Here is a 13911-nt window from a genome sequence, read left to right as displayed (position 1 = left end):
CCGCAGGCAGGCCCCGCCGCGGCAGGGTTCGACCGGCGCGCGCCAGGACAACCCAACCCCCATGCAGAGCGGGCGCTGGAGCCGCCGGCGGCTCAAGCCGATATCCCGACTGTCCCTGCCACGGCTGGCTTCCGGCCCCGCCGGCCTTGCGATCGCCTTCGTTGGCCTGATCGGCCTTCTGGTCACGTTCGCCTGGATGGCCGACCTGTCGAAACTGAAGGACCTGGAGCGTGACTTCGCCCAGCGGGTCACGATCACCTATGCCTATTCAGACGGCGCTCAGATGCGGGTGGAGGGTGACCGGCCGGGGCCATTGCTCGACACGGAGACTCTCCCCTCATACGTGCCCAACGCGGTCCTGGCGGCCGAAGACCACCGCTTCTACGAGCATGGAGGGTTCGTCCTTTCCAGCATCCTGCGGGCCGGCAAGGCCAACCTGACGGCCGGTGACACCCAGCAGGGCGGCTCGACCATCACGCAGCAACTGGTCAAGAACACCTATGGCGACAAGTCGCAGACCCTAGGGCGCAAGCTGCGCGAGATCGTCATCGCTTCCGAAGCGGAGCGCTATTTCCGGCGCAAATACGGGCGGCGCGGCGGCAAGAACCGCATCCTGAGCCTGTACATGTCCCGTATCGAGCTGGGCTTCCATCACAACCAGCCGGTGCTGGGCTTCGAGGACGCGGCGCTGCGATATTACAACCGGCGGGCCCGGGACCTGACCCTCGGCCAGTCCGCCCTGATCGCGGGCATGCTGCTCAACTGGAACCGGCTCAATCCGCTCAACAACTATCCGGAAGCCAAGAAACGCCGCGACCTGGTGCTGGGCAACATGTGGCGGTACGGCTTCATTGACGAGGCCGACTACCGGCGGGCGCTGGCGACGGATGATCTTCCGGTCGACAACCGTGACCGGTCCTTCCTGTACCTGGTCGACGAACTGCGGCCCCAGGTCAACGGTTTCGCCCAGGCGCAGGACGCTCGGGACGATATCTGGGTCAACACCACGCTCGACTCCGGCTCCCAGCGGCTGGCGGCTTCGATCATCAGCCGGCGATTGAACGGTCGTGACGACCTGGACGCGGCCATGGTGGCGCTCGACGCCACCGGGGCGGTCAGGATTCTGATCGGCGCCCGCGACTATGGCCGCAACCAGTTCGATATCGCCAGCCGCGGGCGGCGTCCCCTGGCCTCGACCCTCAAACCCTTCGTCTACGAGGCGGCGCTACTGGCCGGGGGGCGGCCGGGCGACACCTGCCTGGATACGCCCCTGCCGGAGAATTACGGCTGGCCGTTGGGCAATGCCTATTCTGGCGGCGACGACGAACTGACTCTCTATGAGGCCTTCGCCAAGTCCTCGAACCGGGTCGCCGCGCGGCTTGGAGACCAGGTGGGGCGCGCGCGCGCCAAGGCCGTGCTGGATGCGGTCGGCTTTCGGCGCGTGCTGCTGGCGCCGGGCAAGACCTGGGTGATCGCCAGCGCCGGAGCGCCTTTGGATCTGGCGGCCGCCTATTTGGCGTTCGCCAGCGCCAGGGGAGAACGCGCCACGCCCTTCCTGTTCGACACCTTCGCCACCCAACAGGGCAAGGTCCTGAAGCGATCGGATCGCCGCGTCGCCGCGTCCGGCCTGGATCCCGACAGCCTTCGCACGATGCGCAGCATGATGCGCCGGGTAATGACTCATGGCACCGGCCGGGTCGCCGCAGCCGGCGTGCCACTGGCCCTGGCCGGCAAGACCGGCACATCGGACGATCATCATGACGGCTGGATCGTTGTCTTCGGTCAGGATTTCGTTATCGCCGTCTGGGTGGGCTGGATGGGTCCGCAAGGCGCCGAGGGGCCGGAGGACGTCACCGGCGCCGGCCTGCCGTCGCTGATCCTCAACGACTTCCTGCGGGCCCAGACCGCCGGCTGGGTGCGCAGCCTGGGACCGGTCGAACTGTCTGACGCCGAGTTGGAGCGGGGCCAGCCCTTCGCGGTCGAGCCGTCTGCCGGCGTGTTGAGCTGCGGCGCCTGAAGCGCGAAGCCGGCCGGGGGAAATCCCGCGAGTTGTGCAATCTCAAGCGGTTTTCCGGCCTTGACTTCCCGTGCAGTGGAAGTGTGCTTATGGTGAAATTAACCTCTCGTTGAGGGGCAGGCCGCGAGCGGCCCGACCAAGGGGGACGCGTTGCTCAATTTGGGCAGTATCGACGAAAAGGAGCTGTGCGGCGTTTGCGTCTCGCCCAACCCGGCGAGCGCGAGTTGGTGTTCGACCTGCGGCGAGCCCCTGGGCGTCGATCCCGATTTTCTTTCGGCCCAGATCGAGCGAGCGCCACCGCTGGGACCGGAGGTGTCGCTTGGCGCCCTTCACCCGGAGCGTCCGCGCCTGTGGGTGTCAGGCGGTCCCGGCGCCTGGCTGCTGACCGAAGACGCCAACGGCGCGCTCAAGGCCCGCATTCTCGACCAGCATGGCGTGGCGACTCAGTTCGAGGCGGGCGTCTCCCTTGGCCCCTTCGACCAGGTGATGGCGGTCGAGGCGACCCGCCGGGGCCTGTTCGTCCTATTCGAGGAGCGTCTGCGGCTGGTGTCACGGCCGTTTCCGCCAAGCCTGGCCTGGCCCGTCAAGCCGGTGACCGACGTCGCGCTTCCCCCGGGCCGGGCGGTCGGCCTGTCGGCCGCTCGCGATGGGCAGCTGTACCTGGCCAGCCAGGATGGCGGCCGTCTGGTCCTGTGGCGGGGCGGCGGCCAGGGCGCCTGGCGCCGGCTGGCCTCCTGCGCCGGCAAGGTGGAGGGATGGCTCGAATTCGTCGTCGACCGCGCGGGCGACGCCCTGTTCTGGGGACAGGGCCGGATCGGCGCCTTCGAGGCTGACCGGCGGCGCCTGACGATGACGCACGCCGATCCTGTGGCTCCCCTGCCGCTGCGGTTGTCGGCGCGGACCATGGCCCGGGGAGAAGGAGTCTGGCGGAACTGGCGGCGCGACCAGCCGGTGCTGGCTGCCTGTCAGGACAAAAGGCTGGGTCTGATCCACTGGGGAGAAGGCGGACCGGCCCTGGCGGTGGTGTCCTCCCATGTCGCACCGCCCCTGGCCTCGGCCGCCGCCACTGGTGCGGTCCTGGCGCGCAGCGCTGAGGCGGTCTTCCGCCTCGTTCCCGGAACCGGAGGTCAGGTCCAGGTCCGGGAGGGGCGCGCCGATGCGACCAACAATGCGGTCGCCGCGCCGCGCGCCGGCGGGGCGCTGTTCCTGTTGGTGCGGGGCGAGTCGCTGGTCCTGGAACTGGTCCGCAACGCCGATCAAATTCCGGAGGTCACCGACAGCTGGTCCTTCGAGCGGAGCGGCGCCGTGGCCATGCTGGGGGCCGGGTTCGATCCTCTGGCCATCTGCGGCTATTTCTCCTCGCGCCCGCCTGCCCACGAACTGTGGGTGGCAATGCAGCCCAAGCCGGGCGGCCTGACGCCCGCGGCGCTGAAGGTCGCGCGCTTCAGCTGCGTGGGATCGGCCAAGCCATGAGGCGGCGGGGGGGCGCGCTGGCTGTGTTGGGGGCCCTGCTCGGGGTCGTCGTCGCGACGGCCGTGGCGGCCGCGGCCGATCCGCCGCCAGCCGCCGCGGCGCCGGCGGCCAGGCCCTGCTCGGTGATGCTCGATCTGTCGATGTCGATGACCGGCTTTCCCGCCGGCGGCGCCGACCCCTACCGCCAGCTGGTCGAAACCCTTTCGCGCCGCTGTTCCGAGCCGATGGTGGTCGGCGACGGCGCCGACTTCTGGAGGCCTGACCGCGGGCCGCTCGCCGACGCCAGGCCAACCAAGCCGTTCGGCCGCAAGACGCGGCTGGACCAGGGGCTGGCCTTCTGGCTGAAAAGCTCGACGCGCGACCGGCTGGTCATTCTGACCGACAATATCGCCGACGCGGGCGATGACGCCGCCGCCGCAGAGCAGGACAGATTCTACCGCCTGCTCGACGACCCGGCCTCGCAGTTGAGCCACATCTCGGTGATCATCTTCCGGCGCCCTTTCGCCGGTCCCGTCTACGGCCTGGGCAAGCCAGCCCCCAAAGGGTTCTATACCGGCGACCGCGCCCTGACCCTCTATGTGCTGGAACGCCGGGGCGGCCGCACCGACGAGGCCTTCCTCAACGATGTGCGCGGCGACCTGCTGGCCCTGGGGCTGAAACTGTTCAACGGGGCCGCCAAGCCGGACAGCGCGACCTTCGCGATCGCCCGCCTTTCTCCGTTCCTTCCCGATGCGGTGACCAACGACAACGTCCAGGTCCAGCCTCTCGATGGGGGCAAGGGGGTGTCGATCGACGGCAAGACTATCATCGTCAAGCGCGGCGTGAGCGACCAGGCCACTCGCTTCGCGGTCAGCAAGATGACGGTGGACACGGGCCCCAACTGGGACTTCGGCGGCGCGCCCTTCGAGGCCTATCTGAAGTTCCCCAAGCACCCGCTCTTCGGTGCGCCGATACGGTCGGATTGCTCGGTTGAGCCCAAGGCGCTGAAGCCGGGCCTGGGACAGAAGGCCGTCATCTCGATCATCTGCCCCGTGCCCGCCGTCTGGAACAGCCTGACGCCGGAGCAGCAATTGGCGCTGGCCAAGAAGAGCAAGGCCTGGCGGTCCGGCGAGCTGGTCCTGGCCATCAAGGCCAAGAAAGGCGACCTGACCCTGCGCGGCCCGCTGCAGCAGTTCTATGGCATGAACCCGCAAGACGAGGCCGACCGGATGGCCCTGGCCAGCGACCGGGCCGAGGTTCATGAGCGGGTCTACCGGCTGCCCCAGCTGCTCGAGAACATGATCCCCACAGCCGACCACACGGTGGTGATCAAGACCGTTCCGCTGAAGCTGCAGCAGGGCCAGTCCCCCCTTCCCGTGCTGGAACTGCTGTTCAAGGCCGGGTGGCCCGTCGCGCTACTGCTGGCCCTGCTTGGCCCTGCTGTCTGGTTCCTCTCGCGACCCGCCAGCTTCCAGGCCACCGGGGCGACGGACAAGGCGCCCTTCACCCTGGGCTTCATGAGTTCGCGCACCCTGACGGCGGCCTCCTCGATCACGCCGCCGATGAAGGCGACGGTCACCTTCTGGGGCTTGCTGATGACGGCCAGCATGGGCGGCGGGATGCAGCTTTTGGGCCCCGGGGGCGGCAGCATCCGCGGCCCGGCGCGGACCAGTAAACCAGGGGCGCCAGTCTTCACCATCAAACGAATTGCAAAGGCCGGCGGAAACAACGGGTCGGGCCGACCCAAGCCGGGACAACACCGCAGGCGGGGGCGATCCCGCCGCTAGAGACGCAGGATCAGGAAAAGGGGCGTGCATATGGACGGCGCTGACAACGGCTCACTGCTGGAACGACTGACGGACTTCACGCCGGACTTCGGCCTGATGTCGCTGATCGCCTTGCTGGCGGCGGTGCTGATCGGTGTCCTGGCCAACCACTTCTGGTTCCGCGCCCGGCTGGAGCCGGCGGTCGACCGTGGAACCTCGCCGCGAAACGTCCGCCTGGAATCCTTCGCTCTGGCCCTGGCGCTCGGTGCGGCCGTGGTCGGAGTCTTCTCCGGCTGGGGCTTCCTGTGGGCGGCCGTCGCCCTGATCCTGGCGATGGTGATCGCCTTCGCTTCCGGCGCCCGGCTGGTGGTGGGTGTGGCGCTGCTGGTCTTGCTGGCCGTCGCCGCCCTCACCGCCTTCGGCCTGCGCCCCGGCGCTCTTTGACCGATCCCCAAGGGATATAACCCATGACCACCCCCACCCTCATCATCGGGCTCGGCGGCACCGGCCGCCAGACCCTGATGCAGATCCGCCGCCTGTATCTGGAGGACGATCCCTACATCACGCCTCGCGACCGCGAGCGGCGGGCCGCCTATCGGGCCAGCTATCCGACGGGCCGGGTTCCCCATACCGAGCTGCTCAGTATCGACACCGACGACCGCCTGCTGGACCTGGACGGCAACCGCTTCGACCCGGTGCTGGAGGCCGCCGCCCTGAGCGGGGCCGAGGTGCTGGACATCAAGATCGACGCCGCCAAGGCCGCCAACCTCTATCGCGAGCCGCACACCCATCCCCATTATCGCGACTGGTACGACTTCTCGCTCGAGTCGGTGGGCATTCCCGAGCATGGCTGCGGCCAGACCCGGCCCTGGGGGCGGCTGGCCTTCTTCCACAACCAGGTCGAGATTTCCAAGCGCATCAAGGCCGCCATCGAACGGTTGCTCAGTCCCGAGGCCCGGTCGGGCGCCGAAAAGCTGGGCATCGGGCTGGAGAACAACAACCTCAAGGTCCAGCTGGTCTTCTCGGTCGCCGGCGGCACCGGTTCGGGCATGTTTCTCGACACCGCCTTCCTGGTGCGCCGGCTGATGCAGGACTTCCAGGGCGTCACCCTGACCCTGGAGGCGCTGGTGCTGCTGCCCACCGCCTTCAGCAACGATCCGCGGCACCGGGTCTTCGCCAACAGCTACGCCGCGCTGATGGAGATCGAATACTACTCGATCAAGCGCGACCAGAGCACCAGCGATGGCTGGTTTCCGGTCCACTGGGAGGGCGTCTACAGCGGCAGCGGCGAGCCGCCCCGCCTGGTGGGGCCTGTCTTCAACGCCGTCTGGCTGGTCGGCAATGTTTCGCGGGGCGTCTCATCCACCCGTTCGGGCACCCGGCTGGGCGCCGAGGGCGGCGACAAGCGAGCCCTGACCGGCATGATCGCCGAATGGCTGTACCTGCGTTCCAGCCCGGTCGGCCAGAGCTTCGGCAACGTCATCAACTCCTACCTCATCGGCAACGCCATGCAGCTGGAGCTGAACGCCACAGCGCGGATCGACGTGTACGAGGGCGAGGCGCGCGAGTCGGTGGACGGCGGGCTGGAGTTCAGCCGGCGCTACGCCTCGCTGGGCCTGGCCAAGATCCACGCGCCCTCCAGCCTGGTCCAGGAGCAGCTGGCCTATCGCCTGACCCGCGACATCATCGGCGACTGGCTGCAGGAGACCAATCTCGAGGCCCCGGTCATCGAGAGCGAACTGCGCAACGCCCGCATGGCGCTGAACCTGACCAGCGACCTGCCGCCGCTCGACGCCGACGAACGGCCGATGGACGAGCGGATCTTCGCCCTGTCCCGCTCGATCGACAACGCCAACGCCGGCACCTCGCTCCTGGACGTCGTGGTCGAGACCCTCGAGACCGAGCGCGAGCAGGTCACCGGTCCCGAACGGCAGGACGATTTCGAGCAAACCTTCTCGCAATGGCGCCAGCGCTATCGCGGCCAGAAGATTTCGGACGACGATCTCGCCCTTGAGCGTAAGGGCGATTTCGCCCGCACCTGCCGCGACTATGGCCGACTGCGGGAGAACCGGGACGCGGCCCAACTCGAGGCCCTGGTCACCGGCTATCTCGGCGTTCAGGCCCGGGGCGTCACCTGCGCCCGCCAGGTGTTGACCGGGCTGAAGAACGACTACGACTTCATCGCCAAGGAAGCGTCCACTCATGTGGAAGCCGAGGCCGAGGCCGCGCGCGGCTTCGACAGCGATGCGACGGACCGCCTGCAGTTCCACGAAGGCTCGGCCTATGTGAAAGGCGTGGTGGCCCGCGTCTGCTTCAATAAGCAGAAGGACGCCTTCCTCAGCGAGATCGGCCGGCAGATCTATGTCCGGACCGCCGAGCTGGCCACGGCCATGGCCAAGCTGGTCGGCGACAAGCTGCGCGAGCTGGGCGAACTGGAACTGCAGTTGCGCCGGCTGCGCGACGAACTGGGCCGCACCGAGATCCAGTTGGCCCAGCGGCCGCATTCGAAGCTGAACCAGCTGATCACCGCCTCGGCCGGCGAGGGCTACCACACCGAGCTGGGGGTGTCGCTGGAGGAGCCGGCCACGCGCTGGGGCCTGCTGCTCGAAACCCCCGCGCCCCTGGGGCCCTGGCCCATCCGCCAGCAGCTCGAAGGGGCCGGGCGGGCCAAGTTCATCGCCGCCTTCATCGACTTCGCCAAGGCCCGGCTGGATCATGTGCTGCGCGAACGGACCGACGCCCTGGCCGCCTTCGACCGGACCCGGACCGATGACAACGACTACCGCTCCTCCCTGCGGCCGGTGGTCGACAACGCCACCATCTGGCTCGACGTGCAGCGCGACGCCAGCGCAGGTTGGGAGGCCAATACGCCGATCCAGACTCATCGGCTGGTGATGTGCGGCGGCGATCCGGACGAGCGCGCCCGGCTGCGGCGCGAGTTGCTGCAGCTGGGCCTGGACGGCGCCGGCGAGCCGATCAACGGCCCCCAGGACCAGGTGATCATCGAGGAGCACGTGACCGGCTTCCCGCTGTTCCAGGTGCCCAGCCTGCGCACCTACCGCGACCAGGCCTACGAGCCGATGATGGCCGGCATCGTCGAAGGGGCGGGCGAGTTCACCAATACCGCCCTGCACCTGGAAGGGGACATCGACAAGTACGCCGACCTGATCAAGCCCGATGCGCGGCAGGCGCAGCGCTCGGCCGAGGCCATGGACCTGTTCCTGCGCGCGGTCGCCTGCGGCGTCCTCGACGGGACGCGCAATGACAAGACCGGGGGCGTGGAGTTCAGCTTCAAGAGCGATGTCGGACTGCGCCAGCAGGTCACCAAGCTGGGTCCGCACACCAAGGTGCTGCGCATTCTGGCGCGGGAGAACGCCCCGGAGGCCCAGACCATCCAGGCCCAGGTGCAGGAGCGGGAGGCCAAGATCCGTGACGGCGGCTCGACCTCGCGCGCCGAACTGATGGCCTTGATCGATTACTACGCCAACGAGGAGTCGGACCATCCGCTGCGCTCCAACCGCCTGTTCAAGCGCAAGGCCAACGAGCTGGCCCAGAAGCTGGCCAAGGATGGGGGCGAGGAGGCCAAGCGCATGGCCACGAGCCTGGTGCCAGGCTTGAAAACCTGGAGCAAGGAGGCCCCTGAGGGCTCGGGCTTCCGGCGTCTCGATTTCTGAACGGGGGAAGCGAGTGAGCCTCTGTCTGGAATGTGGAGACTGGCCGGCCGGGGAGGGCGACGCTTTCTGCGGCGGCTGCGGCGCGTTCCTGGGGCCGGCGCCCTCGCTGGGCGTCAAGGCGACACCCGGCGGCGGCGCGCCGCTGATCCGGGCCGAAAAGGCCCAGCCGCCGTTTACGGACATCCCCTTTGGTCTGTTTTCCCTGGAGGGCGACCAGGAGCGCGAGATCCGGGCCGAGCGTTCGCTGCCCGGCGAATACGAGCCTGGCGGGAAGCTGGTCGTCCTGCCGCCGGGGGGAGAGCAGGCCCTGCAGCTGCGGGCCCTGACCGGCCGCGGCGACAAGCGGGGCCGGGCGACCAACGTCCTCGACAGGGCAATTTTCCGGCGGGAAGGGAGCCAGGGCGGGCTGTCCGTCGGACTCGTCGAACGGCTTGTCGATTTCGCCGGCGCCTATGGGACCCGCCGCGGCTGGAAACAGATAACCATCGAGGTGGCCAACCGCGGCCCCTCCCTGCTGATCGCCAGCGCCCGGCTGCGGGTGGACGGGGTGGCGGCCGGCGAGGAGGACTTTCCCGACGCCGCCTCTGACACCCGGGTGTTGCTGCCCCGGGACGGACGGATCCTGCTGGAAGCCTGGATCACCGACGACGAACTGGCGGTCCTGAACGAGGACGGCCGCCCGCGCACTGGCCGGATCGACCTGACCCTGGTCGAACAGTTCGATCTGGTTCTGGCGGTCGCCCAGGCCACCAGTAACCTGACGGTGGCCGACAGGGCCTATCTGTTCTGCGCCCGCGAGGCCGGGTTCGTCGTGGAGTTGGCCAAGCGTGTCCGCGGTCGCGCCGGGCAACGCGCCCGCATCGGGGCCGTGCTGCGCAACACCGGCGGCTCGGTGCTGACGGTGCGGGCGTTGACGGTCACGCTCGACGGCCAGGCGCTGGAAACGCCGATGCCGCTCGAATGGCGCCGCCCGATTGACCCGGGCGAGGAGGCCTTCGTCGAGCTTCGACCCCAGCTGCCGGCGAAAGACGGGGCCGCCACTCTGCGATTGTCGGTAGAGGCGATCTCCGAGGACGGGGCCGAACTGGACCCGGCCACCGACGCCAAGGACGCCCGCATCAACCCCGCCGAAACCTGCTTCAAGGGCTGGATCTGCATCGACTTCGGCACCAGCGAAAGCGGAGCCGCCGCCATGCCGGATGACGGCAAGCCGGCGATCGTCATCGACCTGGGCCGTGTGCCTCTGCGCCACGACCCGGAAGACCAGCAGTTGCAGGACCGGTCGGGCCGATTCCTGCCCACCGTGGTGGTCGAGATGGCCGATGGCGGCTTCAAGACCGGTGATGACGCCGCGCTATTCGTCCAGGCCCATGAACTCACCGAGGACGGCCACCCCTGGCCCGAGACCCTGGAACGCCCAAAGGAGGTGGCGACCGAGTTCAAATGGCTGCTCGACGACGGCCAGAAGGACGGCGGCGCGCGCGGGCAGAATCTGGCCGCAGCCTATCTCAAGGTAGTCAAGGAACTGATCGAGAACCATCCCGCCGTCGCCGCCGCCATCGACGGGGAAACCCGGGTCTGCGCCACCCGGCCGACCGTCTTCGACCAAGGCCGCACCGAGCGGCTGCTGGCCGCCTTCGACGAGGCGGGTTTCGGCGATCCGCGGATCACGCTGGTGTCGGGCGAACAAAGCCTCATCGCCGAAAGTTGGTCGCCGCTGCATTTCGTCCTCCAAAGCGCCCGGATGTCGGATGCCCAGTACAAGCAGGCGATGCTGCCGCTCGACCGAGGGCTGTCGCTCCAAGCCATTCCCGAACCCGATGATCCCGCGCGCGATAGGGCCTCGGCCTGGCTGCTGGTCTGTGATGTGGGCGCCGGCAGCGCCGACTTCTCGGTGGTCGAGATCGCTCCCAAGGGCAAACATCAGGCCGTCCGCGAACGGGGCGGCCACACTGACCTTGCTTTCGTCGGCCGAGAGTTCTGGAAGTTGACGACCGAGGTTCTGATCGACTGGGCGGTCGAGGAGCGGCGATCCAGAGGGCTGGCTTCCACCGGCCGGGAGGCGTTGGCCAAAGCCATCGGCGCCCGGCGCAACTCGCCGGCGTCGGCGCGCGCCGCTTTCCGGCGCGCCGTCCAGGCGCTGCAGTACCATCCCGGCATCCTGTCCGAGGGCTATCTTCAGCTGGAACTTGAGCGTGTGTTTCCGAGTCTCATTGCCGGCCGGATGTCTATCCAGGATGTGGCCAAGGTCGCCTCCCAGTCGTTCGCGCCCAAGAGCGACGCCCGGCGGGCGGCGAGGGCCTATCTACCCATCGAGTTGCTCAATCCCGACGGCGCGCCACTCGTCATCGACACCGAAAACCTGGGACGCCTGGTCGAGATGTTGGTGGAACGGTTCCTGAAACAATATGCTGGCGCGCTGCCGGTCATTATTGATGGGTTGCTCGAACGGAGCGGGCTTGACGCCTACCTGGAGGCAAGGCCCGAGGAGCGCAAGGCGCAGCTCGTCCGGATCGTGCCTTCCGGCCGAGGGGGCGCGTTTCCCCTGGCCAGACTACTCATCTATGCGGCTGTCGCCCGGCTAACGGACGAGAAGGCCAGCTACAGTACGTTGGAGCCGGTCGCGTCCAAATCGATCACCAGCTGGGGTGGGCTTTCACTGGCCCGCAGGCTGGAAGATAGAATGTTCCGTTTCCGGATCGATCTGGGCGCGCAGCCGCTTTCGGCGGGCGTCCTGGTCGGGCGGGGGGTGGATGATATTCCCGACCTTGTCGAGCTCGAACGGATTGGTCCGGTCGTGGCGGCGAGACTATCGACGGTGGCCGAGCGCCACGTCGATTTCGAGGGTTCCGAGGAACTCGAACTTTTCGAACTCGGCGACCCGCCCCGGTTTCTGGCTAGGGTCGCCCTGACCGAGGCGGCCAAGGCCGATCCTGACCAATGGTGGCTGTACGCCCGCCGCGCCGGACTTGCGATCCAGGCGGATCTTCTTGAGGCGCAGTCGGCCGATGAGGTTCTGACCAGAATCAATTCAACAGCAGGAGGCTCCTGATGTCCGCGGTCAGGTTTTGGCTGATGCTCATCCTGCTGCTGGGCGGGACTGTTGCGGCGACCGCCGCATCCGCTACGCCGCTTGAGGACAAGCTGGCGGCGATCAGCCAGGACCCCGATTGGGCGGCGCTCAAATGTCCTGGCGCAGCGCAGTCCTGCTTTCAGCACCGCGCCAAGACGTTCCTGCTGCTGTATCGCAAAGGCGACCGCGTCTACTCCAACGAGACCGAGTCGAAATGTGCCGTTTCCGTAAGAGATACGGAGGCTTTTTGCTCAGAGAGCGCCTTTGCACCCGTAATAAAAGATTTCGAGAGCAAAATTGATAGTATTCAGGAAGCAATTCAGAGCAGAAATCTCAATTCTGAGCGAAAGAAACTCGACACTGAATTGAAAGACTATGCCAGGAGGGGGAAATTCTCGCTTACCGCTGAATGCGATGGGAACGGAAAGCCGGTATGCAATAATGAATTACTCTACTACATTTTATCTAAAGAAAATAGACGCGATCTGTTTGAATTGTTTAAATGCGACGAGCGGACCAGCAGCTGCGATATCAGCAAAGCGGGTTTAGAAAATCTCATTCAAGCGAGGGCCGTTGTCCGGAAGGCTCCCGATTGGAAGCCGGAACAGAACTGGCTGGCGTGGCTCGTGGGAGCCGTCGGCCTCGCCGTCTTTCTGGGGATTTTCATTTACTTCCAGCGGAAAAGCGGGAAATCCCCACTAGAGTTTATCGCAAGCATCATGAGGGCGGTCAGGGGGAAAAAACCAAAACCACCGCCGCTCAAGCTCGAGCCTGAGCCTGACCCCGACCCTGACCCTAACTCCGAGCCCGAGCCCGAGAAACCCGAACCAAAGCCTGAGCCGAAGCCCGAGCCGAAGCCCGAGGACAGCGACGGGCTGGGTCCGCGCGAGGCCCTGATTGACGCTCTGCTTACCAGGCTGGTGGCCGCGGCGGAGCGGATCGAGAACGGACGTCCGAGCGTGGATTCCGCCTTGCCGATTCAGCAGCTTGGGCAACTCTTCGCACCGCTGGCCAGGGCCATAGCGGCATCTACGAGCCAGTCATTGCCCGTTAACCCTGAGGAGGCATGGTCGCTCCACTCGTCTGGAAGTGAAGCGATGTCTGAGGAGCTGAAGGAAGTCCAAAAGGCGCTGTATCTGATTTATCATACAGCCAAGGCGCTTCCCAACCTGCAACAGCTGCAGCAAGAACTGAAGGGCGCCCAACAGCCGCAAGCCGACGAAGCCGCATCGGTGTCGCTCATCGCCGGGCGACTGGATACCTTGGAAAGCCAAACCCGGGAGATGGCCGACCTGGTCCTGAAGCTTCTGGGGAAGGTGGACGAAGTCCTGGCCAACCAGGCCGGCGGCTCCCAGGAAGCGCAACAGGAAGAAGAGGCTAAGCCCGGCGCAAAGCCGTCGGCTGTCGCCGCCTCGTTCCCCGATACTTCGCCGCTATCGCCGGCGCCCGCCCCGTCGGTCAAAAGCATCGAGGCCGCGCTCAATAGGTTCTTCGACAAACTCCTGCACCACGGCGACACCGCGCCCGTGCGATCCGAATTTGACCAGCGGCGCCTGGAAGCCGGCAGGGCGCCGGGGACGGCGTACGGCGAGGAGGACGTCGTTCTGATCTTCCAGATCGCCCACGACATCGCCGCCGACACTATTGGTCCTGTTGGCAACGAACCCCTGTTCCGGGATCTCGTAGCCGGCTCGGGCCTAAGCCATCTCAGTGTCTTCTGGCCGGAGGGAGGAACGAGCTCCGACCTGGTGGATTCCGTCAATGGGGTCAGGGGCATCACCTCAACGGTCAGCCAGGTCTTCGCGCCCGGCCTGAGGTCCGGAGCCGAGGGGCGCTGGCCGCTAGTCAAGGCGGTCATCGAGTGGAACAAGTAGCATCAGAGAGGCGCCGTCACCCGAAAGCGCTGTGAACCATGTCGTCGCCACTGAA

Annotated in this window: 7 protein-coding genes; all 7 read left to right on the top strand. The window is 67.1% G+C overall.

The window, feature by feature from the left end:
• Window positions 1-61: 61 nt before the first annotated feature.
• The 7 genes from QO010_RS17600 to QO010_RS17570 all read left to right on the top strand — a co-directional run bounded on the left by QO010_RS17600 (window position 62) and on the right by QO010_RS17570 (window position 13856).
• Complete coding sequence (locus QO010_RS17600) at window positions 62-2017, top strand: transglycosylase domain-containing protein (RefSeq protein ID WP_307351308.1); 1956 nt, start codon at window positions 62-64, stop codon at window positions 2015-2017.
• Between the two features lie 150 nt (window positions 2018-2167).
• Window positions 2168-3490 carry a hypothetical protein gene (locus QO010_RS17595; protein ID WP_307351306.1) on the top strand — a complete coding sequence of 441 codons (1323 nt, stop codon included), beginning with the start codon at window positions 2168-2170 and terminating at the stop codon, window positions 3488-3490.
• Window positions 3487-5256 carry a hypothetical protein gene (locus tag QO010_RS17590; RefSeq protein ID WP_307351303.1) on the top strand — a complete coding sequence of 590 codons (1770 nt, stop codon included), beginning with the start codon at window positions 3487-3489 and terminating at the stop codon, window positions 5254-5256. The genes QO010_RS17595 and QO010_RS17590 overlap by 4 nt, the downstream gene beginning before the upstream one ends.
• Before the next feature lie 30 nt (window positions 5257-5286).
• On the top strand, window positions 5287-5679 hold the full coding sequence (locus QO010_RS17585; protein WP_307351300.1) for a hypothetical protein: 393 nt from the start codon (window positions 5287-5289) through the stop codon (window positions 5677-5679).
• Between the two features lie 23 nt (window positions 5680-5702).
• Window positions 5703-8909 carry a tubulin-like doman-containing protein gene (locus QO010_RS17580; RefSeq protein WP_307351298.1) on the top strand — a complete coding sequence of 1069 codons (3207 nt, stop codon included), beginning with the start codon at window positions 5703-5705 and terminating at the stop codon, window positions 8907-8909.
• Between the two features lie 13 nt (window positions 8910-8922).
• A complete protein-coding gene (locus QO010_RS17575) occupies window positions 8923-11961 on the top strand; it encodes an Hsp70 family protein (RefSeq protein ID WP_307351296.1) in 3039 nt (1012 codons plus the stop codon).
• Window positions 11961-13856: a hypothetical protein gene (locus tag QO010_RS17570; protein WP_307351294.1), complete on the top strand. Its 1896-nt coding sequence runs from the start codon at window positions 11961-11963 to the stop codon at window positions 13854-13856. Before QO010_RS17575 ends, QO010_RS17570 begins: the two co-directional genes overlap by 1 nt.
• Window positions 13857-13911: the final 55 nt, after the last annotated feature.

Origin of the sequence: Caulobacter ginsengisoli (genome assembly GCF_030814835.1) — a bacterium.
In the GTDB taxonomy this organism is placed as follows: domain Bacteria; phylum Pseudomonadota; class Alphaproteobacteria; order Caulobacterales; family Caulobacteraceae; genus Caulobacter; species Caulobacter ginsengisoli.
Note: the sequence above shows the minus strand (reverse complement) of the source record. Positions and strands in the feature narration are given on the sequence as shown.

Excerpts from the sequence above, each read along its gene's own strand:
- QO010_RS17600 (WP_307351308.1), top strand. The coding sequence starts at position 62 with ATGCAGAGCGGGCGCTGGAGCCGCCGGCGGCTCAAGCCGATATCCCGA.
- QO010_RS17590 (WP_307351303.1), top strand. The coding sequence starts at position 3,487 with ATGAGGCGGCGGGGGGGCGCGCTGGCTGTGTTGGGGGCCCTGCTCGGG.
- QO010_RS17585 (WP_307351300.1), top strand. The coding sequence starts at position 5,287 with ATGGACGGCGCTGACAACGGCTCACTGCTGGAACGACTGACGGACTTC.
- QO010_RS17580 (WP_307351298.1), top strand. The coding sequence starts at position 5,703 with ATGACCACCCCCACCCTCATCATCGGGCTCGGCGGCACCGGCCGCCAG.
- QO010_RS17570 (WP_307351294.1), top strand. The coding sequence starts at position 11,961 with ATGTCCGCGGTCAGGTTTTGGCTGATGCTCATCCTGCTGCTGGGCGGG.